Below are 23,184 nucleotides of genomic sequence, written 5' to 3'. Positions count from 1 at the left end.
CGTCTACCTCCTGAAATGTTGGGCGGAACTGGGGAATTCGTGCCGTGAGCGGTGAGACTGGAGTTGGCGGTGCGGCCACACGAGGGTCATCGCTTGCACGGCGAGGTCGTCGAGGGTGTCGGCGCGGTCGGCGTCGGGAATGGTCTGGGAGAAACTGGCGACCGCATTGGCGATCCCGGCTGCGGTGAGCTGACCGGCGGCGATGAAGTGCGACAGGATCCCGGTGCGTTCGTCTTCGCTGAACCCCAACTTCTTGGCCACGACCTCGATCGTCTTGTCCGGCCGGTGGACCGGCGCGGCGGCGTGGCGTTCGAGCTCGTCAATGCGGTCGGTGAGGAACTGCGGCGACAGCCACTCCGCGACCTTGTCGCGGGTTTCGGCAGTGATCACCGCGAGCCGTTTGCGGTAGGTGTCTTGCGACCACGCCCCGACAGTGCCGATGTCGAGTTTGTCGCCGAGGTGACGTTTGGTGAACGCGAACAACGGCAAGGTCAGGCCATTGCCGCACACCTGCACGACCAGTTCCGGTTTCAAGGTGACTGCGTGGTGGCCGATCTCGGAGTTGGAGAACCGGAACCCGGCGAACACCACCGGCTCGGACCCCGGTCGATAACCTTGACCGTCCCGGGCTGCGATACCTCGCCACCTGTCCAGATCACCTGCGACACGGCGCCGTTCGGCCTCGAGGTCGGGGTTGGCGAAAGGATTGCGGTAGTTGCGCAGGAAGGTCGGCGCCAGCGCGGAAACTTTCGGGGAGAACACCTTGCAGTGCATCGATGACTCGGTCAGATCACACGAACGGATCTCGACACCGGTGTCAGCCGTGGTGATGCCATCGAGCACTGCGGTCAGCACATCGAGGTTATCGATGATCCCGTACCGATCCGACAGAAACGCCCGCACCACCCCCGGCTCCCCGGCGACGCCGGAGGAGAACAACCGCAACAGAAACGACCGGTCCTCGGGTTCTCCGGGCAGACGGGGGTCCTCGGGTCCGTGGAGCAGACCGTTGATGTTGTGGTCATAGAGATCGACGCGCTGCTGCTCACGCAACCACTTCAGATACCCGACCGGAATCTTGAGTTTGGTCCCCAGCTGCGAATCCGCTGCCGCGGTCGAACGATACACCCCGTCGACGACAGTGACACCTCGTTCATCGACCACCGGCTCGACCCCGGACAACTCCCAAAACCCATCACGCGCCCGCAACGCCGACGCCGGCGCGACGACATCGACCTTGGCGGCATGCTGACGATTTAGCAACGTGACCAGGTCACCCAACTCGGCATGACGAACAGACGACAGCAACGACACGACAGACTCCTTCATGGATCGTAGAACGACAGGACGAACGGGGCAGTTATGACCGCGGGCGGAATCGGCGGCCGCAGAATGGCGCCCGCCGAGAGAAACCAGGGCGAGGCAGCGGAGTCGGGCCGAGAATCCTCAACTGGCGCTCCAGCCAACTGGCCACCCGTGATGGCTTGGCGAATCGCGATGGGCAGTAAGTGATTCGAACACTGCAAAATCGCAGAGTCGTGACCTCCTGCGCGCCCAGTGCAAGGGTCTAGAGGGTGAAGCGAATGCCGTTTCAGCAGTGGCGGACTCGAATGCCGGTCAGTCGCCGGGCATCGAGGTCAGCCAGCGAGTAAGCGTGCGGAGTTGCAGCATGATGTGGCTAGCCGGGTTGGTGCTGATTTTGTCGTGTTCGGTGTTCCAGAGGTAGCTGACCACGATCTGCGCGGCGCTGACGACCTCGTCGTCCGCGGTCAGCGGCTCCTCGATCGCTCGCTGATCTGCGGGCTCTGTGTCATATCGCGGGACAGAGTTCTGGACGGGAATCGGATCGGAGGAGTCAGAAGGAGTATTTCCCGTGTGCGACGCACCTTCGGCAGGCAAGGCGGACTCTCCTGCGACCATGATCCGTCCCTTCGGTGTCGGGCGTCGCTTTGGTGGTGAACGAGGTCAGCGGTGCGACCAAGTGCCGGCGAGTGGTTTCAGGTGGCGCCGATTGGTGCGTTTCCATCCGGCGGTATTCGGATCACCGGCGAAGCGATGTCCGTCGGGGTACACGGTGACGGCGAGTCGATGCGCGCGAACGAGGGCCCTGGTCACGCTGTCGAGCCCGTCACGGTCGAGGATGTGGAAGGTGATCGGGCGAATGGTCAGCGCGACATACTTGATCGAGCGGCGCACACCCTCGTGATACATCTGCTCCACCGACGCCGAACCGGTCGGGGTACGAGTCCACGTGAGTGCCGTCAGAACCGACACGTCCGACACCGATACATCATCGAGAGGCAACGGCATCCGCTGGGCCACCCCAATCATCGCTTGGCGGGCCAATCCGAACAGACCCAACACTCGTTGAACCTGCTCAGCCGAGGTGAACGTCATCGCGACGCGCCCCCACCGCACGACTACCCTCGCTTCGTCGTCACCGGCGCCGACGACGTCGATGGTGATCGATTGTTCGCCGGCCATCACCGCTGTCACTGTGGTTACTACTCCGACCTGACGATCCAACGGTGGTCGTCGCACCTGATCGAGAGGTTTGACGCCGGGTGATTGTGTGGTTGTCATGCGCAGGATTCCGTTCTCGTCGTTGCAGGTCGAATGGGAGCCCGCGCCCGCACGGCGAGGGCAAATCTCCTGCGGGTCCAGTGCCCAGGAGTAGTCGATTTCGCGGCCGCCGTAGGAGAGATTGACCCGGAAGCGCGGTGTCAGTCGGGTTTTCGGGCGGCGAGTTTCGTAGCCCCACATCCGCAGGTACAGGCCGAACGCGGTGGTGTTCAACGGCGTTACGAGGCTGGCCTGCATCAGGGGACAACGCAACCTCGATCGAGGTCCCCGGCTTGGTCGAGGTTCCCGCCGCGATCCGCTCGGTCAGCTCGCGTGCATGGGGTCGATAGATGAACTCGGTGCTCATCCGGTCATGGGTCGCTGTCAACAGCGAAAAGCTGTGATGGAGAACATCGGCGATGTCAGGGTGGCGGCGTTGTGCTTGGGCGATCTCGTGTTCTGCTGCGACACACGTTGTGACGGCCTTGGCGAACTCTGGCCCGACGAGCTGGCGCAGTGCCAGTTCGATTGATGTGAGGGGCACAGCCTTCGATCCTTTCTGTGTACTGACGATCTATCCGACGACAAGGCATCCGCATGGAACGTCTTGAAGGACCGCAGAGTGAGCGGGGACTTGGTTCAGTTGGTGGTCGATTCGGGTCACGTAGACGCGAATGCGGTGCCAGCGCCAGTTCGTCGCCTCGGCAGCGGCAAAGGCCGTTACGGCGGGCGTAAGCTGAAGGGGAAGAGCCGCTGACCGGGCCGATCTCAGGAGTCTGAGATGCCCACTAGCAAGCCACGTCGTTCCAAGCGTGACCCCGAGGTACGTCAACGGTTGGACCGGATACGGGACCTGATGAAGGTCCGTCGCCAGGCGGCGCAGCGCCGCGAAATCGACATCATCGAATCGATCAAGGCATACCTGCTCGCCACCGGATCGATCAATGAAGGCATCACCGCACGTGATCACCGGATCAACGAACTACGTAAACAGATCGAATACATCGAGACCGAACACGCCTCAGAAGTCAGCCAATTGCGTGGTCAACAAGCTCGAGCTGTGGCGTCGATCCGCGATCTGGGAGAGTCCGAAGACGGGATCGCTGAACTCCTCGATCTGACCAGCAAGCAGGCTCGACAGTATCTGGCTGTCGCACGCGCTACTCACCGGCCGACGGTCGAAACCGGGAAACAGGGCCAACTGCCCAGCTCGAAACCTGACCAGACTCCAGACGTCGCCAGCGAGTTCGCCTCGCAGGCCGGTTCAGGTGAACAAGCTGACACCGGGGGTCAGAGCTTGGCGTAGCCGCCCGCGTTCCAGACGTGCCACCGGAACTGGTTGGGCGTCAAGGCAGTTCGGTGCGGTACTTCGGGGAATGTTGGCTGAGGCCAGAATGCGGTACCGCACCGGTGGCAGTAGAACGCGTTCTGCCAGACGGAGCGGGCGCGTGTGCTTCCGGCAGCAATCTTTGCTGCTCGACGGGCACGTTTGATTGCCCCGGCCACGATGGCGAACAGGGGAATCGCTAACACGATGGGGAACACGAACAGACCGATCAGGGAAACCAAGATCTGAATCGGGTCACCGTCGGGAGGATCGATCGAGGTCGCGACACATCCGAGCGCGAATGCACAAACGAAGAAGAACGAAAGAACCAAGCCAAGCAAGGTGTGCCGACCCCCAGTCGCCAGCGCGGGGCGCCACGCCAGACTGCGCGCAAGTGCGGAAGAATGGCTGAACTCATGGGTCGAAACCCCGATAGCGGGGACGAGGCCACCCGGGCCGATTCCTACACCTGAGTGCACGCCGGTGCTGTAGCCGCTATGGGTTCCCTCAGACATGGCTGCGGGCACGCTCTGGACCATGTCGATGCGTTCGCACTGTGGGCAGCTGAGATCGAGGTTCACTGGTCCCCCAAGGACGTGGGTTTCGCTGGATTAGTGCACGAGATGTGATGCCTGGCAACGAACCGTGCATCGATCCAACACCGGATTGGCTCTACTGTCGATGTGGCTTGAACCACATCCGGTAAAGATGCGGGCGGCATGCGGGGACGTCGAATCATTGACTGGCTCAACCGGCTGCCGACGTTTCTGCGTGCGCACGACCGATCTCTTCGTGCGCACGCGCTGTGGGCGGCTCGGCCCCGGCGTGCGCACCGTCGGTAGGTGACTGGGCCTGTATGTGCGTACCGTCGGCGCCAGCGTGCGCACGGAGCCGCTCGGCGTCGCGCAGGATCCGGCTGACCGCCGAGCGGCTACGCCCGAGATCACCAGAGATACGACTGGCGCTCCACCCATCGACATACCGGCGCGCGAGAACCGTGGCGACAGTTGCGGGATCGCGTCGCCCGCCGGGATCTTGTCCGCAGATCAACGCGGCCAATGCCTTGAGATCTGGGCTTTGGCCGCAGGATCCTCGAGGGGATGGTCGACGACCTCGGATGCCTCTGCCTGTACGGCAAGCGTTGGACATGGGCGCTGGGGATGGCAGGTAGTTCATGTGCGGCTGGTGCGGAGGTTGGAGGCTCCATTTTGGCGCTGGGCTGACGTGTGTGCGCGAGAGTCAGCAGGGCGATAGAACTCTGGGTCATTTCTCTGCACCAAGTAAATCGACACGCCACTGGCCGCTGGCCGACATCCGGAAATGTCGATTACCGTGCAGCTTTCAAGCCCCCGGAGCCCCGTTCAGCTACCAATGGACCATCGTCGTTCGATCGTGGAACGAGCCTTCGCCCAAGCTTTTTGGAACTGCTCAGCAGTAATCTCTTCGAGGGAAGAGACCTCGACGTGCCAGTCATTGGCGCTGGACTCCGAGAGGACACCATCTTTGCTCTCGTATGCCTGAACTGCGCCGATTCCCCCGTGGTCTCGTGCACGGATTACCTCTTCTAACGCTGCGGCGGTCACGGGCTCACCGTCTGAACCTCGCAGATTGACCTGTCGGCTCGGCCAACCGTCGTCATCGAGTTCGAAGAGGAGCCAGATGCCCTCGTCCGCGTAGAAATCGCGAATCCACCGTATCCGGCCACAGTATCGCGGCTCGGTATTCACCCAGGCAACGCACTGACATGCCGCTGTACGCGTCCCGAATGTCCGCTCATGCCGAATGGCGAGTGTTCACAGGCGCGGCGATGTCGCTCCCATAGAGTCGCGTCCGCTTGCAAAAAGGATCAGGGCCTCGGCGGGCCATTGCTACGTTGAGACATGTGCCTACCTTCGAGGAGATCACCCGACACCACGACCCGGACCCGGCCGAGAGCCCATGGGTGAACGGGCCCCCACCACCGGAGACGGTCTCGATCGTTGCTTACAAGCCCGAGTGGCCGCGCCGCTACCAGGTTGCGGCGACTGAGATCCGCGCGACGCTCGGCCCGGCGGTGGTGGACATCGAACATGTCGGGTCGACCTCCGTCGAAGGACTGGCCGCCAAGGACGTCATAGACATCGATCTGACGGTGGCCGATCCCTCCAACGAGGAGCGGTACGTCCCTCTGCTTACACGGATCGGCTACATCCTCACTGTTCGAGAGCCGTCCTGGCACGAACACCGGTGCATGAGGCTGGCCGAGCCCCGCGTGAACCTGCACGTGTTCGGACCAGAGTGCCCAGAGGTCATCCGGCACCGCATGTTCCGCGACTGGCTGCGCGACCATCCCGAGGATCGTGCTCAGTACGAGGACGCCAAACGCTCGGCGGTCCCAGGAGGTGGGCATGTCATGGACTACAACGCACGCAAGCAGGAGACCGTCCGCGCGATCTACGACCGGCTCTTCCGTGCGGCGGGAATGCTATAGGCACCCAGACAACGACTGCACTCGGCATACGCTCATGCCGCATATCGCGTGGTCGCGAACGTCCGCATCTGCCGGTGAGTGGTCCCGGGTGCAGAGTCGGGTGCGGGTCGGTCCGGTGTTCGCCCACGATCGTTACGGTGGCGTCGTGACCTTGCTTTCGCGCATCGATCGGTTCAACGGGCGGCATCCGTGGAGTCATAACGACTTCTACGGCGGGTGGGTTGTCCATCGGGTGAGGTCCAGCGGAGCCCGGGTTGTGCTCGATATCGGCTGTGGCACAGGGAATCTGGTTGATCGGCTACGAGTACATGTCGATCGAGTGACTGGGATCGAGCCCGATGCTGCGACCGCGCGCGTTGCGGCTGCGCGTTTCGCCGGGGACGATTCTGTCGTGATCGAGCAGGTTCGGTTCGATCAGCTCCGGTCGCCTCGCCAATGGGAGGCCATCACGCTGGTCGCTACCCTGCACCACCTTCCGTTGGTCGATACCCTGCGTGAGCTGGACCGACTTTTGTGCCCCGGCGGCCGACTGGTCGTCATCGGGTGCTTCCGCGATGCAGGCCCGACCGATTACGCAACGGGCTTCGTTGCCTCGGTAGCGAATCTGATTGTGGGCAAGATCAAGCACCCTCGCCCGATCGACCGGCTCCCGATCGAGATGACCGCGCCGACCGCGGGACCGCGCGAAACGCTTTCCGAGATCCGCTGTGCGGCAGCCGAGTATCTGCCTGGATCGCGCATCCGTCGCCACCTGTTCTGGCGATATTCGCTGGTTTACGACAAAGCAGCGAATACCGCCGACCAGCGCGGCACCGGAACACACTGACAGGCCGCGTTCCGGGCGTTCGGTCGCTCTGATCAATCGCAGACGGAACGTCCGTCGAACATCCGGTATTGCCGAAGCGAGTGCGGGGACCGATTCCGCGAGGATGTGGCGAACATGGCTCACCGCGGATACGGCGGTGCCTCATGGCCAGGCTCAGCAGGTGCCGTTCTGCACCGGATAGTGGATGACGATCGCACCACCGGTGGCGTAGTTGGCGACATCGGCAGCCGCCTGCTGGCCCTGCGGAGACGCCCTCGCCGCGGTCATTGCCGCAGCGTCAGCGAACTCGGCCTCGAAGACCGCGAAGTACGGCGTCTGTCCCTGCGTCGCTGCCACCTCGAAGCTGTAGCGCCACGCGAGCAGGCCGGGCATGCGCATGACCAGCGGGAAGGTGGTTGTTCACGTAGTAGTCGCGGAAGTGGTCGGGATCGGGATACAGGACCATCAGCTTGTGCACAACAACCTCCGTTCAGTGGCGAGCGATCACAACACCCAGGAGATCTCGGGCCGTCGCCATACCGGCACCACCCTAAAGGCACACGAGCAGGGGCACGAGCGAATATCCGCTCATGCCGCATACCGCGTGTTTGCCCGGCTCGGCAGCGGAAGATCGTGTCCGCTATTGCCGCGGTCTGGATGGCGGTGGTTCAAGGGTGAGCGTCGTCGGCCCGGCGGGAGCGAGCCGGGCCACGCGCAGGGTCTGGTCTCGTTTCTGCCGAAGGAACGCCAGGGTTAGGTCGATGCCCTCGATCTCGCCTAGCCATGCTTCTTGCTCGGCGCGGGCTCTTCTGTGGAGTAGGTCGGTCTCGATCTCGTCGAGTCGCGACAGCATCGTGGGGTTGACGTTGAGCATCGGGCAACGGATACAGGCTTCTCTGAACTAACCTCGAGCCGCTCGACGGTGCGGCTGGATCAGTGGTCGTGTGCCGCGTGACTCGTGGCGAGTTGAACTCTGCATGCGTTCTGTATCTCATATGCGAGTTGCTGTTCCGTTCGGCCCCAGCCCGCTCCCCACTCGTCTTCGAGATCGAATATCTGGCCGAGCGGAAGTGCGATGACGCTGTCGGCATAGCCGGACCGTGCGACGATCTCGCAAACCTTGTCCAGTACCCATCTCTCGGTGGCTCGGTTGTCGGCGTGCATGCGTGCGAGTTTGGTGAACGCCATCTGGGCCGCGGCTGCGTCCGAGTCCGGAATGGCTGCGGTGCAGTCGGCCAGTGCCTCGGGCAGTATGTCGTGGACCTCGTGAGGATCCGTGCCACTTAACCCAGCCAATTTCCTGAGCGTTTCACCGTCATAGCCCTGAACCAGCCAGTGCGCTGCCAGAGTGGGATCCGTTCGGACGGGAGAGTGTCGAGCGCTACCCACGCGGCGACCAACTCCGGGGTCGAGATCTCGCCGGAGTCGGGTGCGGGCCAGTCGTGCATGCCAGCCATGATGCCTGACCGTGTCGGGCTGCACTTATCGATTTTCGCCGAGGCCGCTGTGGAGTGTCCTGACGGTCCTGTACGGCCCGGGCGTGGAGGACCTGGTTTGAAGTATGGCATCCCCAGTTCGGTGGCTGCTGACTTCCGTTGAAGCGTAGCGCTGATTTTGGGCGAGCTTGTCTTTGACGCCGCTGTAGCTGACCTGCAGGCCAACATCGCGATCACCCCGTCACCGGCGCGCTCGGTCAGTTCATGGGCGAGAGTTCGCTTTATGGCGCCGGACTGGCTGGCGGCTGGCTGGGCAGACTTCCGGGGTGTTGTGTGCCTGGGCTGCGGTGGCGGATGGGACCTGGCTCGTATGTGGCCGGGTCAACTTTGGCCCAATTAGGCAAATTAGGTACCAGTGCCGTCATGGCGTGAGTCCCTGGACCAACTTGCGATCGGCCTTCGATGAGCAGCACCTGTCACCTGTCGGATGCTGGCGGCGCGTACCGGTTCGTCGTTGCCCGAACTGCGGAGCAATGTTCGACCGGTTTCGGGCGACAGCGTTCATTCGCCTTGTGGCGAGTCGGATATGAGCTGGAGTATTGAGCATCCGCGATGTGTTGGGCGGAGTGCCTATAGACCGTGGCGGTCGGAGACCTATGCTCGGTACTGAGGTTTGCTCCGACGACGGCGAGGACGGCTGGCTCTTCAGGCGGGGTGTCCATGAAAGTGGTGGAACTTGTTGGTGTCTGGTGGTGGAGGTTGATCGAAAGTGAATGTAAATCGGGTGTTTGGCGTTCAAACGTGCAGGTGAATTAGTGTGCTCCCCGCGCGAGCGGGGATGAGCCCCGATCACCCCCGGCGAGCTGCGGGCCTTCCGCGTGCTCCCCGCGCGAGCGGGGATGAGCCCTTGTTCCAGGCCCGCGTCTGGGGCATGAAGTGGTGCTCCCCGCGCGAGCGGGGATGAGCCCTGGCCGGGTGTCTCTGTTTCATCGGGTGGGGAGTGCTCCCCGCGCGAGCGGGAATGGGCCCAACCCGGCGAGCTCGGACGTTCTTGCGATCGGTCCGCAGCCACTCGTGCGCACAGAACTATCTGTGCCGCAGTGGTTTGCCTATGGGGCTCGGCTGGCGCTGGGTACTGCGGCGTTCTCTGGTCTGCGAACACGGTTGAGTCGGACGGTTGTGGATAGCGAGTGTGTCCCCCTCCGGACACAGTAAATACGCCACAGCGGGGTTGAGGATTCAACCCCGCTGTGACTATGGCATTCTCATGATCATAGGTCAGTTTCAGGCCGAGTTCTCGGTATACCTCCAGCTTGTCCCCGGGATCTGCTGCCCGCAGGACTGCTTGCAGCCCGCCCAGGGCGTCCACGATTTGGTGGATATCGTCACGGCTCATCCGTTGCGTCGGGACGTGGTCGGGTGTCGCGGCTAGCTGGGCGGCCAGAACCGCTCGTTCGCAGGGTCGGCCCCGGCTTCCAACGCGGCGCGGTGGCGGGCAAGTTTTCGATCGCATTCGGCGATGGATTGGCGCAGTGGTTGTGTTGCCGCCACAGAGTCTGGTTGTTTGGCCTCCAACCGCGTCAGCGTGTGTTCGATACGTTCGGCTGCGAAGACCTCAGCGAGCCAGTCATCGAGGGGTGTGATGAGGAGGTCTTCGTTGAGAAAGACATTGGTGGGGTGTTCGAGATGGTTCGCGACGGCATATTCACGGGGGTAGCGGCAGCGGTAGACCGCTGCGTCGTGGAACCAGTTGCCCTGCATTTTGCGCCCGCAACTCTGGTGTGTGATGAGTCCCTTGAACGCGTACGGGTGGGTCCGGCGGGTAATGGGACGAGGTGAGCGGGGGCTTCGCGCGGCGAACAGGGCTTGTACCTGATCGAAGGTTTCTTTGGCGACAATCGCGTCGTGAACGGGTTGGTCGGAGTAGACCCAGTCTTTTTTGGGGTTCCAGGCCAGCCGGGTGTGGTGGCCGAGCGCCACATCATCCACGTCGATCAGCGACTCCTGCTTGCGCTGTTTGTTCCACACCTCGTGGCCGGTGTAGCGGGGATTGCCCAGGATCGACCGGACCGCACTCTTGGACCAAGCAACACCCGACCGATGAGGGTTGCGTTCCCGGTCGTGAGCAGAGGGGCAGGGGATCTGGTCAGTGGTCAGGCGCTGCGCGATAACGAAAATGCCGAAGCCGGACAAATATTCCAGGTAGATGCGCTCCACGACCGGAGCGGTGCGGGGATCGCCTTCGAGACGGTGTAGGCGTCGGCCCTCGGCGGCTTTGCCGGGGTGGGGGTGGGGTCCCGCGTCGGCCAGGCGGTAGCCATAGGGGGGCCGCCCGCCGAGGTAGCGTCCTTCGACCCGGGTCTGGGCAGTCATCGCGGCGCGGACGCGGATCTTGATCCGGCTGCGTTCACCTTTGGATATTCCCCCGAAGACCGACATGATCAGGTCATGTGCCTCAGATTCCGGGTCGATCGGGCCACCGACTTCGGGAACCCACAACTCGATCCCGTAATGGGTGAACACTGGGAAGGTGAGCCCGAATTGGTTGCCGTCGAAGGCGCGTTGCGGTTCGCCGATGACGACGGCGTCGAAACCTCGGTCGGGTTGCTTGAGGATCTCGAGTAGTTCGGAAGCTTTGGGGCGGCGCTTCCAGGGGATCGAGCGTGACTGGCCGACGTCGAAGTATTCCGCGACAATCTCTCCGTGGGGTTCGGTCAGGGTCCGGGCTCGGGCGAGCTGCCAATTGCGTGAAGCTGCCGGGTCTTGTTGATCCTCGGTGGACACGCGGCCAAGGAACGCGAAGTGCTTTGTCATGCTGCTCGATTCATCGTGTGGTCGTCGCTTTCGGTATCGCGTCCTGCCAGGAGGTCGGACTCGGCTGCGACGTTGCGGATTAGGCGTAGAGCCGCTGTGCGGCGGACGCGGATAGTGCGGGGGCTTCGGTCGGTACCACCACGGTGAGCGACCCGCCCGCCGCAATATCCCCAGTAGAGTCGTCGCCCTCGTCCGGGTTCTCCTGTGCTGGTGATGCGTTCATGGCTCCTCTGCGGGGCGGAGTCGTTGCGCCGCATGGTGGGTGCATCGGTGTGGCGCTCGCCGTTTCCGAGGGCTGCTTGTCCATGAAGTCTCTGTCCTTTCTCATTCAGGCGATTGCTGCATTGTGTCGTCGGAAACGCGGCGGCGGGTCGCGCCGGATCTATCAACGCTCCGTACCTGCCAATTCGTCAAATAGCCTCTCCTTCAACGTTTCTGACGCCATGTTCGGTAAATGCGGGCACCCGGGGATCGATCCTGTTCGCTACCGCGCCAGCGGCCGATCTAGGGGCGGGATGCGCCTAGTCGTGCGACCGGCCGCGCGTCGGGTGCGGTGGTCGGAATCTTCGGGGTCCAGTGACGGGTCGGGACAGTGTTGGGTGGCGGGGAAGAGTTGAATCCGGTCTCAGGCCGCGCGGCTGTCAAGAATCACCTCGTCCTGCTCGTCGGCTTCGATGAGCGTGGGCAGCGGTGCCGCAGCGTCGATCTCGATGTCGGTATCGCCCTCGTCGTTGCTGGCGGCGAGTTCACCGGGATCGGTGGTGATGATGGCGTTTTCGGTATGGGAGGCCAGTGATCCGAACACGGCCCGGTCGGTGCCGCCGACCGCGAGCAGCCCGGATCCCCGTGCCGCGGAGAGCAGGAACTGTTGCTCACCGTCGGAGAGGTGGAACGCCGTAGCGACCTCGTCGATGGCCTGGGGTGCCTGGCGCAGCAGGATCTGGGTCGCGGCGTTGGACACGATCGCGCGCCCCAGCTCGGTCGAGCACACATCGGCGCAGTCCTGGGTAGCCACGGTCAGCCCGGCCCAGTGCTTGCGAAAACTCCTCGCCGCCTTGAACAGGAACTGAGCTCCGGCGGGCTGGCTCAGCAGCAGCCACCCTTCATCCACGGTGATCATCCGGGGCCGCCGCTGGCCCGGGTGTGACACCCGCCGCCAGATGAGGTCCAGCACGAGCAGGGTGCCGATCGTTTTCAGCTCCTCGGGCAGTTCCCGTAGCGAGAACACGATCAGCCCACCGTCGGGGTCGGTGGTGGTCGGCCCGTCGAGCAGCCCGGCGTAGGCTCCGCCGTCAACGAACGGATGCAGCCCGGCGGCCAGCTCTGCGGCGGCAGGCGGGCCCATCCGACCCAGGTGCTCGCGCAATCCGCTCAGGGTGGGCGCGGGCCGGGTCCAGGTGGCCGGGTCGTCGGTGATCCCGGCAGCGGCGTAGGTGGCCGGCAGCGCGGAGTCCAATGCTGTTCTCTGCGCAGCGGTCTGGTTGCCGAGCAATACCTGCATCAAGGCGTGCAGGAACAGTTTGCGCCGGGTGAGCGCGTCGGGTGGGGCGCTGCGACTCCCGTCGTCTCGGGTGTGGATTTCCAGGTCGAAGGGGTTGAGTCGGACGCCGGGTACGCCGAGGCGGATGCTGGTGCCGCCGACGGTTTCAGCGAGTCGGCGGTATTCGTCTTCGGGATCGATCACGATCTGTTCGATCCCCCGATAGAGCGAGCGCAGGATCTCGGTTTTGACCAGGTAGGACTTGCCCGCGCCGGACCGGCCGAGGATCACCATGTTGTGGTTGTGGGCTTCGGGGGCGAACCGGTCCACGAACAGCAACCCTGCGGCGGCGTCGCGGCCGTAGAGCACCCCGTGCGGGCGTGCGGCTTGCGCGGGGTCGGTGGCGGGTAGTTGTGGGGAGTCGAAGGGGAACGCTGCGGCGAGGGCGGTGGTGTCGAAGGTGCGCTGAACCCGGATCAGGTCCTGGCCCAGTGGCAGGGTGGTGGCCCAGGCTTGAGGGGCTCGGTAGGACAGGGTGCAGGTGTCCACGAGCAGGCTCGCCGCCAATGCCCGCACGGCGGCGACCTCGTCGGCCAGTTCGGCTTCGGATTCGGCGTGCACGCTCAGGTACACCCCGACGCGGAACAACCGGGCCTCCGCGCGGGCGACCCGGGCGGAGAGGTCGGCGGCGTCCTCCACCGCGACATCGACCTGCGGGTCAGTCAGACGACCTCGGCTCGTGTCGTGCATCCGGGAGGACTCGAGGCGGGCTTGCTGGCGGCGCAACCGGGTGGCGGCGGTAACCGGGTCGCTCTCGGAGGCCGGCCACCGAATGACCCCGGCGATGGTCGCCGAATTGATCATGTCCTTGCACACAGCAGGCTTGGCCCAGGCACAGAAGGCGATCGAGGCCGCCTTGTCCGACGGCGAAGTGCCGGCAATCCCCGAACTCGACCTTGCGGACGCATCACCGGCGCCCACCCCCGACACTCTCGCCACTGAAGCGCCCGGCCCCGTCGTTTCGGCCGCCCGAACGCGCCCTTCGGAACCGGCCGCGCCCAGCACGCAACCGTGGCCGACGCCCGCAGCACGCATGACGGCACAACCGCCTCGCAACCAACCGCTGACCGCCCCAAGTCCATCAACGACACGAGCCGCGCATTTGCCGGACGTCGAAGTACCCACACTGACACCGAACCCCGTCCCAGGCCCGAATCCAGCACCGGCGTACAGCGACGACCCCATCGACGAGGACGAGTACTTCCGCACATTCAGCGTGTTCGAGTACGACGATCACACTCCCCGCGGCTGAGGATTGGCATCCCGAGATCAACCACCGACCCGGTTCCGGCTGCGCCGCCACGCATCTTGAGCTGCAGACCAGTTCCCATGTGGGGCAAGATCATTCGCTGATCCTCATCGCTTACACTGCTATCGTGGCACCGAGGGGGTACATACTTTGAACGACTTCGCCGTGCAGGTCGCCAGTCTCGATGGATTCGGTTTGGACCTGCAGGAGCTGGGGACGAACTTCTCGTCGAATGCCACACGCATGCTGTCGGAACTCTCGATTCCCAGCGGATCGACCGGGCTGATCACCTCGCTGACCTCGTCATTAGAGACCTTCCAGACGACACTGTCTACGTCGCATCAACAAGATCTGACGAGCCTCTCGTCGTATCGAACCAACCTTGCGACAGCATCACGTCAGTTCCAAGGAACCGATAACGCCTCCGCGCAAGCGATTTCGACCTTGTCGGCAAGCACAACGGACAACCTCGCCGTCGCAGGGGTCAGCAACACCTTTGAAGGCGCCACTCGCTTCACGGGACTTCAACTGCCGACGCTGCCAGCAATCGAAGACGGCCAACTCACCGTGCGACAGGTTGTCGAGTCAGCAGTCGAGTCGCTGACACATTTCGACGACCCGTTGAATCGAGCGATCGGCATCAAACCGGCTGCCGACTACCTCGCGCCGCTGGCCGCGGACTGGGAAACACTGGAGACCTTAGGCGGCCGAATTCGCCAGCTCGGCATCAACGACTTCGTGGCCTCGGAAAACTTGTCCAGCGGCGTGCGGTGGTTGCAAGGAAGCTGGACCGGAAGCGCTGGCGAGGCATTCGCCGCGAGCGCGAGCAGCCTCGCGCAAACCGTCTCCGCAAGGAGCACTGACCTCGATATCATCTCGAAGATCGTTGTCAACGGCGGGACTTGCCTCGAACGTTTGGTGTACAACCAGGCGATGGGCTGGAGCAGCGGGCTGTCCCAGCCGATGAGCTTCCTCGGCTTCACCCTCCCTCTCGGAGCGTGGGCGCAACTTATCGATCGCCCCATGAATGCTTCCAACAAGTCGCAGATCGTTTCAGCAGTCGATACGCTGAGAGCAGCATCGGACGCACGACGAGATGCAATAACAACCATGATCGGAAACATCACCCGAGCGCTCGAATATACGCCAGGGCGCACAACTCCCACCTACTCTGCCACTGAATACGAGGTGCCCGACAAAGTGATTGTCGATATCGGCGTGACCCGCTACGGGTTTGGAAACAACGCGTGGTGGGAGAGCAGCATTGCATCGCCCGCCTGATAGCCCGCTTCCAAACGACCGCGCAGTCTACGGCTCGAAGACCAGCGCCGCGGACAAGGCAGAGGCCACCGCAAATAGCGTCGACGCAGCATCCGTTCAAGCTTGGTTCGACGTAATGGGATATTCTTACGCCGAAGATCTTATGGGTATATATCTGGGCAACAACGATGCTGGCTTCGAAAACGAAATAAGCTCGGCGCAATTCAACCAGACCATCGAGAGTGGCAGCGCGAGACAAATAATTTCCGTATGTCTCGATGAGATCAAAGAACAAGCGCGGCAGGATCCTCAGATCGGTGTCACGCGGGAGTTGACATCACAATGGGTGGGCAACGAGGAAACAGAGGGCGACCTGTTTTATGCACTCGGCCATTACGACATTGCAGTTGGGAGCGACACCACCGTCATCGAAGGCGATGGCGGCCTACTGGCAGAGATTATCTACAAAGTCTATGTCTACGACTTCTACAACTTCGATAAGAAGCAGCTCGAAGCGCTCAGCCTGAATATCGGGATCTCTCTCAATAACGAGCTGCGGCAACTCGAAGAAGCCGGATGGGCACGCAGCTTCCGTTCCCGAGGCGAGTCAACGGGAACTATGAGATGGTTCGATAAGCTATGAGGAACGCCGCTTCCCGAATCCTGAGCCTCTGTGTATCCGCCTGGGCCATTTCGGCTGTCACGAGCGGGTGTTCACAGGATGCCGAGGGCCTTCGCAATATGTCCGAGTGCTCGGGGGTTGTCTTCCCCGACGGAGCAGAAACAATTTGGTTCGACCACGACGGGGGCTTCCAAACGTGGACGAGTGTGGCGGTAGTCGACATTCCTCGCAGCTCTGTGGACGACTTCAAACAGCGATCCGAATTTGCGCCGTTCGCTCCGGGAGTCCCGCAGTTATGGAAGTCGTACTGGGACGCGACGGGCATGGTAGACCTGCTGGCGAGCAACACGGCAAACGAGCATTCGGCAAAAGACAACCGGGCACCACGACGCTACGCAGTCATCCACGACGGCGGCGGCGAGACGCTAAGGATCTTCGTCCGCGCGAACTGCTGAGCCTGAAATCCGACACCAACCACGACGGATTCGCTGAGGTCGCTGTCGCAGACCTTCTGGCACACCGGGTGTCGCGATGCGCAATGATGCCCTTATGCCGCGCTGGCTGCTGCTGCAGACTGTGCACCGCCCGTCCGGACGGCGCGCTCAGGCTCGCGCTGGGCGTCCAACATTTTCATCGTCGAGTCAGCGCGAACGCATCGCCGGCATGAAAGCACGCCGCTCATATCAGCCTGCCCGCCGCCGCCCCGTCCTCGACCCTACGCTAACGGCAAGAATCCCCAACGAATCGCAACGGCCATCCCTGCATTGACGAATAGCGTTGTATACCAACGGGTTTACCGCATATGATCGCGGTTCAGGTCTACGGAGTTGAACCTTGTGGGGGAGGGGCTAGCCGGTGATGAACCAGCGGCTGACAGGGACGCTTCAGGTCCTGCTAGTCCTGTGCACGGCTACCTTGGGCATCGTCACGAACTATGCGACCAATCGGCCCTCGCCACCGACGCTGCTTCGCTGGTTGCAAGCCTTCTCCGCCCCGATCATCGTGGTGCTGGTCGTCGTGCTTGTGGTGATCACGATTCTGAGCGTGCGCGTGCAGCGCCCACCGGCACCGCTACGCAAGTGGAGTTCGGACCGGTCACCTTATCCCGGACTCGAGGCTTTCACCGAGGATGAAGCGGCGGTCTACTTCGGTCGCGAAGAGATGACCGAGCAACTCCTGCGGCAACTCTGCGCCCAGGACACGGCGCGATTCATCGTGGTCACCGGTGCGTCCGGCAGCGGGAAATCCTCACTAGTCCAGGCAGGTCTGCTGCCCCGACTGCGTAGCGCGCGATGGTCCGTCCTACCGGTTCTCACTCCGGGCACCGACCCGATATTGGGGCTAGCGCAAGTCGCCCACGGCAGCGCGGAGCGGCTACGCGACGACCCGGCCGCACTGGTCGAGATGCTGACTCGGCTGCGCGCCAGCCTCGCCAGACCCCGGGCCCGACTCCTGCTCGCGATCGACCAAGCCGAGGAGCTATTCACACTCGCGGGTCAACGTGACCGCGAAGTCTTTCTCACGGCGTTGGACTCAGCTGTAGCCGCGGATCCCCGACTCCGAGTCGTGATGACCATCCGAATCGAGTATCTCCGAAGTTTCCTGGACTCGCCCTGCGCCGGTCTGTTCGCCAACCCGACCGCGATCGGCGCGCTCACCGCCACCCAACTCCGGTCAGTCGTCACCGAACCCGCTGCGATGGCTGGGTTGGAATTCGCACCCGGTGTGGTGAATCGAATCCTCGACGACGTCGAAACCGCGGACGCTTTGCCGCTGCTGGGGTATCTGCTCCAAGAGCTGTACTTAGTCTCGGGCACTGCGCGACAGGCGACTCTGGCCGACTACCAACGCCTCGGCGGAGTCGCTGGAGCCTTGGCACGACAAGCCGACGACGTCGTCACGACCTTGCACGCCGACAACGGAATCGAACCGATCCTGGCCGTGCTGTTAAAGCTTGTGACCACCGACGGTCAACGATCAACTCGACGTCCAGTCCCGTTAGCGGACTTGGGAGAAGACGACCGACGCGTAATCGACGCCTTCATCGAGGCCAGACTGCTCGTCACCGACGTCGCGGGCGACATCCCCGTCGCCCAAGTGGCTCACGAAGCTCTCTTCCGGCAGTGGCCTCCACTGCGCCAGGAGGTCGAGGCCCACATGGTGGTATTGCAGCGACGCGCGGAACTGGAGCGTTGGGCGGCCGATTGGGAAACCTCGCACCGCAACGCCGACTACCTACTCACCGGCGAGCGACTACGCCTGGCCAGGGAATGGGTTGACACCAACCCCGCGCTGGCCACCGACTCCATCACGGCCTTGGTCGACAACTCCACACGCCGAGACCTGACCTTCCTGCGGCGAGTCTCGGAAGGTATCGGCGAATACGTACTGACCCACGTGCAGGACTACCCAGAACTATCAGCGCTGTTGTCCCTGGCTGCTCTATCGGAGTGTCCCCCGACACCGGTTGCGACGCGAGCACTGTTGGCAGCCTTGGCATCTAGCCACCTGACCAGCGTGCTCGACAAACATACCGACGCGGTTCGCCATGTCGCGTGGGCACCGAACGGCGCGCTGGTCGCCACCGCTTCGCGCGACGGTACCTGCCGGATATGGATTCCGGACTCCGCTGACTGCGTTCGGGTCCTCGCTGGCCACTCGGGCATGGTCGAGATGGCTGCATGGTCGCCAGACTCACACCGAATTGCGACCGCTTCACGCGACCGCACGGTCCGTGTGTGGGACCCCAGCAACGGAGACGTCCTCGCCGAACTGACGGGCCCTACCGATGTCGTACGCGCGGTCGCCTGGTCACCGGATGGAACCCGCATCGCCGTAGGTTCGCGCGACCGCATCATTCGGCTGTTCGACGCAAACACCTACACCGAAGTTGGCCGGCTCACAGGGCATACGGATAACGTTCTCGGACTGGCCTTTTCACCGGATGGGCTGCGGCTCGCCAGCGGTTGCCATGACCGAACCGTGCGCATCTGGACGCTCGCGGGCGGCGAACCGATGGTGTTGACGGGTCACGAAGATTTCGTCGAAGGAGTCAGCTGGTCACCGGATGGCAGACGTCTAGCCTCAGCAGGTGGCGACGTCACCGCCCGAATTTGGGACACCACCAGCGGCTTGCAGACGGCTCTGCTGCGCTGCCACGACGACCGAGTGTGGAACGTCGCTTTCTCTCCTGACGGACGCGCGCTGGCGACCTGTGGCGGCGATCGCACCGCCCGAATCTGGAACCCGGACAACAGCGAACAACTCCACGTCCTGCGCGGCCACACTTCCGACGTGTGGTCCGTCGCCTGGTCCCCAGACGGGCAACGCCTCCTCACCGGCAGCGCCGATACCACCAGCCGGATCTGGGACACCTCTCCCCAAGGAGGCGAGACCGCACAACTGCGCGGGCACCGCGGACCAGTTCGCGGTCTGGCCATCGCCACCGACGAACTCCTTACCAGCGGAGATGACGGCAGCATTCGCGCTTGGACACCATCGACCGGGGCGTCGACGGTCGTATCCACCGGTGATGGACCGGTGATTGACGTGTCGTGGACTCAACCAGGCGAGAACGAATACCTGGCGTCCTGTGGCCTCGACAAAACCATTCGGCGATGGTCACGCTCTGTCAATACTGCACAGTGGCAACTAATTTCGTCGTTCAGTACCGAATCGGTCCCGGAAACCTCGCAGCAATCCCCGGACGGTCGCCACCTCGCCATCGGCGGCCACGACCGAGTTCTGCGCCTCGCCGCCCCGCAAGGCTCTGCCGCACCTGAGCTCGTTGACCTCGACGGCCACCGCGACTGGATCACCCGCGCAATCTGGTCACCGAGCGGCACCCAGCTCGTCACCACAAGCGATGACAGAACCGCCCGCGTTTGGCGTGTCATCGCTACCCCAGACGGGGTAGTCGGACATGGCAGTAGCGTGCTGACCGGACACGAGAACTGGGTTAACGACGCAGCGTGGTCACCTGACGAACACCGAATCGTGACCGCCTCGGCCGACGGCACCGCACGTATCTGGGACGCAGAAACTGGTCAACAGGTCGCCGTTCTAGCCGGACATGACGCCAGGGTCCAGGGCGTCGCGTGGTCCCCCGACGGGACCCGAATCGCGACCGCCTCCTACGACCGAACCGTCCGTACATGGGACACTGAGAACTTCACTGAGATCGCAGTCATCGGTATGCACCGCGACCGCCTCACCCGAGTGGCATGGCTATCCGACGGAAACCACCTAGCCACAACATCATTCGATGGAACCGTTCGGATCTGGGCTGCACAGATCGACATCGACGAGCTAAAGGCACGCGCACGCCGACGAGTGTTCCGCTCGCTCACCCCCGACGAACGAGCCGCCCACCTGCTCCCGGTCGACGGCTAGTAGAACGACTCCACCACGCGAACTTCGCGGTCGACCAGGTAGTCAAATGGGTTGAGCCCCATCGCCTCTCGACCAGCAGATGCCCAATAACGCGAGTTCGCCTCCTCGAATGAGTCCTCGCCCTCGTAGGAAATCAGCCAGACGAACTGGCTACGCTCCTCATCTAGCCACGCACCGCCGATCTCGAACCCGAACTCCAACCGCAATGGCACAACGAGGTCACGCCACTTAGCCGCCCACTCCGACAGTGTGCCTTCGCGGACCGTGTACGTCCGCAGCTGTGTAGTCCGTGGCATCATTCCCCGCTCAGTCAACGAGCCATTGAATCGATCTCCGCTAGCCTACCGTTGGCAATGATTGAAATTCCCTGGTTCGGCCCGATGCGCGACCTCGGCGGCACGAGCCACCAACGCGTCAGCGACGGCAGAGAACTCGGCGAGCGCGGCGCTCAGTTCCTCTACAATCTCTTGCGCGATGATCTCCGGCGGTACCCCGTCGTCGGCGTCGGTCAGTGACGGGTCCTTGCAGAAGTACCACCCCTGCCGGAGCTTGATCATCGGAATCATTCAGAATGTCGCCAGTGATCAAGATATGAAGCGGGCGATCGATGCACTCGGATGGAATATAGACACGTTGAACGTACCGTGTCCACGCGCACCACCGTCTCACATGTGCGGGAGGACCTGCGCCATCAGCTGCGCTACGCCCAGCAGGGAGACGTGATCGTCGCCGGTGTCGGGGAGACTGTCGAAGATGTTGGCAAGGCCGTGGCGTGGCTAGGCGGAGGGGAGGTCGCGATCCACGATGACTCATTTCTGTTCCGGAGCGAACTCGATCCGACCTACGTCTCTTACTACTTCCAGACCAGCACCTTCCATACTCAGAAGAATCAGCACGTCTCCCGTGCCAAGATGAAGCGACTCTCCAGCGGCGGCCTGAGCAGAGTCACGATCCCGGTTCCTCCGCCTGAAGTGCAGCGCGAAATCGTACAGATCCTCGACAATATGACTGAGCTGCAGACCGAACTGCGAACCGAACTGCAAGCCGAGCTGAAAGCCCGCACCCGCCAGTTGCTGGAACGGCTACTCATCAGCGCGCGGTCCAATGTCGTCGCATCATGTGATGAATTCTGGGCCTTCGGCAGCGGCGCCTGACAATCCAATACGCACGTCTGCGCTTCGCATCGGCCAGTGCACCTCTCGTAATCTGTCCCTAACCAGCTTGCGGCTGGGATCGCGGGCTTCGCGGGAACGAGCCACGAACACCGAGGTCTTCGAGTTCGCGGTCGATCTCACCGACCAACGCGGCGATCGCGTCGGCAAGTTCGCTGTCCTCGTCGCGGCGGGCCTGATGGTAGTGCCGTCATCGTCTCGCTCCACTCGCTCGAGACAAGGACCACCTCCGGTGTCCGCTACGCGGTGGCTTCGCCATCCTGGACACGACCGAGCTCCGCTGAGGGCGGCAGGTATGAGGATGAGGGAGGAGAGCAGTCACAGGCCGGATAGGCGAGCTATCCGCGGTTCATCGGGATGGCTGACCTTGCGGCTGGCGGCGGAACCGCTTGGACGACAAGACCATTGACCAGCTGCGATCCTAAATGTCAGTGCCTATAGCTACAGTCCAGCACGTGGACACCTGTACTAGCGTGGGCTGCAGCCGGCGCGTGGTAGCGCGAAAGATGTGTACTTACCACTACAACATCTGGCGACAGACCTCACCCGACCGACCGAGGTGCTCGATCAGCGACTGCTCCAGTGGAGCGATATCTCGCGGGGTGGTGCTCATCGCACTACCAGAGATGGAGGCACCATGGCGATCCACTCGGCGGAAACCCCAGTCCAAAGATTCTAAAGGCCGTCGATCATCCGGATGGAACACGTACCTGTTCAGAATGCAACGTCCGCCAACCGCTGACCGCTTTCAACCGTGATCCAAACGCAACTCTTGGCCACAGATCGAAGTGCAAAAACTGCCATGGCAATAAGGTGTCCGAGTGGTACTACCGAGATCACGAAGCCCGATTGTCCCGAATTCGTGCATGCAGATCAGAGCGTACCGATGAATTGCGCAAGCAGGACATTGAGCGCTACGTTCGCGACCGAGACAAGCGACTCGAGCTCGCAGTGCGAGCGTCACATGTTCGACGCGCCCGTTTGGCCGACAACGAATACGAGGACGGGATCTCCCGGAAGGCACTTCGTAAGAGGGACGGCGATAACTGCTGCTACTGCGGCAGACTAATGGATTTTGCTCGCTACCCGCGAGGTACAGCTCGACCTGATAATCTTGCGACCATTGAACACGTAGTTCCGATTAGCGCGGGAGGTCCACATACCTTCGCAAACTGCGCCTTGGCCTGTTGGAGGTGCAACAGCTCCAAGGGCGCGCGCCAGGGTTTACCCAACAAGCTGAGAGCGCCCAGTCCGCAGCTGGTCCGCAGCGGTACACAACGGAGCCGATGCCAGCCAACGAACCCAACTATGGAGTTCGCAGGTCAGCACCGGTATCCCGTTCCGCTCCACCATCTGTCAACGACCGCAAACGTCGAGCGCGGCAAACTTAAAATCCGCACAGTCAGGGTTCGAGTCCCTGTGGGGGCACTCTTACGTCGCAGGTAGATGCGTTGCGCCGCAGGTCACCGTGTAAATCCGGCGTCGCCGCCCCGGCCCCACCCCGGCGCGCAGGCGGTTTGGCTGGTCTTGTCAGG

The 23,184-nt window shown here is 62.9% G+C and carries 22 protein-coding genes and 1 CRISPR repeat array; of the genes, 10 read left to right on the top strand and 12 right to left on the bottom strand.

All coding sequences use genetic code 11. The features are described from left to right. Positions 1–3 precede the first annotated feature (3 nt). The 3 genes from ACFWPX_RS03095 to ACFWPX_RS03085 all read right to left on the bottom strand — a co-directional run bounded on the left by ACFWPX_RS03095 (position 4) and on the right by ACFWPX_RS03085 (position 2,820). Positions 4–1,314 (bottom strand): hypothetical protein, encoded by a 1,311-nt coding sequence (locus ACFWPX_RS03095; protein ID WP_378925475.1) that lies wholly within the window; start codon positions 1,312–1,314, stop codon positions 4–6. A gap of 303 nt (positions 1,315–1,617) precedes the next feature. Beyond that, entirely contained in the window at positions 1,618–1,920 is a 303-nt protein-coding gene (locus tag ACFWPX_RS03090; protein WP_378925473.1) for a hypothetical protein, read from the bottom strand. 45 nt (positions 1,921–1,965) lie between these two features. Then, a complete protein-coding gene (locus ACFWPX_RS03085; protein ID WP_378925470.1) occupies positions 1,966–2,820 on the bottom strand; it encodes a hypothetical protein in 855 nt (284 codons plus the stop codon). A gap of 523 nt (positions 2,821–3,343) precedes the next feature. Here ACFWPX_RS03085 and ACFWPX_RS03080 point away from each other — a divergent pair. Next, the gene (locus ACFWPX_RS03080; RefSeq protein ID WP_378925468.1) at positions 3,344–3,868 is read left to right on the top strand and encodes a hypothetical protein; all 525 of its coding nucleotides are present in this window, start codon (positions 3,344–3,346) and stop codon (positions 3,866–3,868) included. Here the strand turns inward: ACFWPX_RS03080 and ACFWPX_RS03075 are convergent. Further along, positions 3,853–4,470: a hypothetical protein gene (locus tag ACFWPX_RS03075; RefSeq protein ID WP_378925466.1), complete on the bottom strand. Its 618-nt coding sequence runs from the start codon at positions 4,468–4,470 to the stop codon at positions 3,853–3,855. The two genes, ACFWPX_RS03080 and ACFWPX_RS03075, sit on opposite strands and share 16 nt — an antisense overlap. A 1,301-nt stretch (positions 4,471–5,771) precedes the next feature. On the opposite strand from ACFWPX_RS03075, the gene ACFWPX_RS03070 reads away from it, so the two are divergent. Then, positions 5,772–6,359: a GrpB family protein gene (locus ACFWPX_RS03070; protein ID WP_378925464.1), complete on the top strand. Its 588-nt coding sequence runs from the start codon at positions 5,772–5,774 to the stop codon at positions 6,357–6,359. A 256-nt stretch (positions 6,360–6,615) separates the two neighbouring features. Beyond that, positions 6,616–7,185, top strand: coding sequence for a class I SAM-dependent methyltransferase (locus ACFWPX_RS03065; RefSeq protein WP_378925462.1), 570 nt, complete (start codon positions 6,616–6,618; stop codon positions 7,183–7,185). Positions 7,186–7,338: 153 nt separating this feature from the next. On the opposite strand, the gene ACFWPX_RS03060 is transcribed toward ACFWPX_RS03065, so the two are convergent. From ACFWPX_RS03060 to ACFWPX_RS03035, 6 genes are all read right to left on the bottom strand, one after another. Beyond that, the gene (locus tag ACFWPX_RS03060; RefSeq protein ID WP_378925460.1) at positions 7,339–7,563 is read right to left on the bottom strand and encodes an EthD family reductase; all 225 of its coding nucleotides are present in this window, start codon (positions 7,561–7,563) and stop codon (positions 7,339–7,341) included. 241 nt (positions 7,564–7,804) lie between these two features. Then, complete coding sequence (locus ACFWPX_RS03055) at positions 7,805–8,038, bottom strand: hypothetical protein (RefSeq protein ID WP_378925458.1); 234 nt, start codon at positions 8,036–8,038, stop codon at positions 7,805–7,807. A gap of 59 nt (positions 8,039–8,097) precedes the next feature. Beyond that, entirely contained in the window at positions 8,098–8,646 is a 549-nt protein-coding gene (locus ACFWPX_RS03050) for a hypothetical protein (protein WP_378925456.1), read from the bottom strand. A 771-nt stretch (positions 8,647–9,417) separates the two neighbouring features. Further along, positions 9,418–9,629: a CRISPR direct-repeat array (repeat unit 29 nt; unit sequence GTGCTCCCCGCGCGAGCGGGGATGAGCCC). A gap of 399 nt (positions 9,630–10,028) precedes the next feature. Then, on the bottom strand, positions 10,029–11,414 hold the full coding sequence (locus tag ACFWPX_RS03045; RefSeq protein ID WP_378925454.1) for a recombinase family protein: 1,386 nt from the start codon (positions 11,412–11,414) through the stop codon (positions 10,029–10,031). A 79-nt stretch (positions 11,415–11,493) separates the two neighbouring features. Further along, positions 11,494–11,637 carry a hypothetical protein gene (locus ACFWPX_RS03040; RefSeq protein WP_378925452.1) on the bottom strand — a complete coding sequence of 48 codons (144 nt, stop codon included), beginning with the start codon at positions 11,635–11,637 and terminating at the stop codon, positions 11,494–11,496. Between the two features lie 402 nt (positions 11,638–12,039). After that, positions 12,040–13,758 carry a VirB4 family type IV secretion system protein gene (locus ACFWPX_RS03035; protein WP_378925450.1) on the bottom strand — a complete coding sequence of 573 codons (1,719 nt, stop codon included), beginning with the start codon at positions 13,756–13,758 and terminating at the stop codon, positions 12,040–12,042. Here ACFWPX_RS03035 and ACFWPX_RS03030 point away from each other — a divergent pair. The 5 genes from ACFWPX_RS03030 (at position 13,739) to ACFWPX_RS03010 (ending at position 20,477) form a co-directional block, all read left to right on the top strand. Next, complete coding sequence (locus ACFWPX_RS03030) at positions 13,739–14,206, top strand: hypothetical protein (RefSeq protein ID WP_378925448.1); 468 nt, start codon at positions 13,739–13,741, stop codon at positions 14,204–14,206. The genes ACFWPX_RS03035 and ACFWPX_RS03030 overlap by 20 nt on opposite strands. A gap of 147 nt (positions 14,207–14,353) precedes the next feature. Then, entirely contained in the window at positions 14,354–15,484 is a 1,131-nt protein-coding gene (locus ACFWPX_RS03025; RefSeq protein WP_378925446.1) for a hypothetical protein, read from the top strand. Beyond that, positions 15,468–16,106, top strand: a complete 639-nt coding sequence (locus ACFWPX_RS03020) for a hypothetical protein (RefSeq protein ID WP_378925444.1) — start codon at positions 15,468–15,470, stop codon at positions 16,104–16,106. The genes ACFWPX_RS03025 and ACFWPX_RS03020 overlap by 17 nt, the downstream gene beginning before the upstream one ends. A 185-nt stretch (positions 16,107–16,291) precedes the next feature. After that, positions 16,292–16,540: a hypothetical protein gene (locus ACFWPX_RS03015; protein WP_378925442.1), complete on the top strand. Its 249-nt coding sequence runs from the start codon at positions 16,292–16,294 to the stop codon at positions 16,538–16,540. A 403-nt stretch (positions 16,541–16,943) separates the two neighbouring features. Continuing rightward, complete coding sequence (locus tag ACFWPX_RS03010) at positions 16,944–20,477, top strand: hypothetical protein (RefSeq protein ID WP_378925440.1); 3,534 nt, start codon at positions 16,944–16,946, stop codon at positions 20,475–20,477. Here ACFWPX_RS03010 and ACFWPX_RS03005 read toward each other — a convergent pair. Both ACFWPX_RS03005 and ACFWPX_RS03000 read right to left on the bottom strand, forming a co-directional pair. Next, positions 20,474–20,791, bottom strand: a complete 318-nt coding sequence (locus ACFWPX_RS03005; protein WP_378925439.1) for an NIPSNAP family protein — start codon at positions 20,789–20,791, stop codon at positions 20,474–20,476. The two genes, ACFWPX_RS03010 and ACFWPX_RS03005, sit on opposite strands and share 4 nt — an antisense overlap. Positions 20,792–20,818: 27 nt before the next feature. Continuing rightward, positions 20,819–21,034, bottom strand: coding sequence for a hypothetical protein (locus ACFWPX_RS03000; RefSeq protein ID WP_378925437.1), 216 nt, complete (start codon positions 21,032–21,034; stop codon positions 20,819–20,821). Positions 21,035–21,148: 114 nt separating this feature from the next. Here ACFWPX_RS03000 and ACFWPX_RS02995 point away from each other — a divergent pair, with 114 nt between their 5' ends. Then, positions 21,149–21,631: a restriction endonuclease subunit S gene (locus ACFWPX_RS02995; protein WP_378925436.1), complete on the top strand. Its 483-nt coding sequence runs from the start codon at positions 21,149–21,151 to the stop codon at positions 21,629–21,631. Between the two features lie 600 nt (positions 21,632–22,231). Continuing rightward, positions 22,232–23,095: an HNH endonuclease gene (locus ACFWPX_RS02990; protein ID WP_378925434.1), complete on the top strand. Its 864-nt coding sequence runs from the start codon at positions 22,232–22,234 to the stop codon at positions 23,093–23,095. Positions 23,096–23,184: the final 89 nt, after the last annotated feature.

Origin of the sequence: Nocardia sp. NPDC058518 (genome assembly GCF_042719655.1) — a bacterium.
Taxonomy (GTDB): domain Bacteria; phylum Actinomycetota; class Actinomycetes; order Mycobacteriales; family Mycobacteriaceae; genus Nocardia.
Note: the sequence above shows the minus strand (reverse complement) of the source record. Positions and strands in the feature narration are given on the sequence as shown.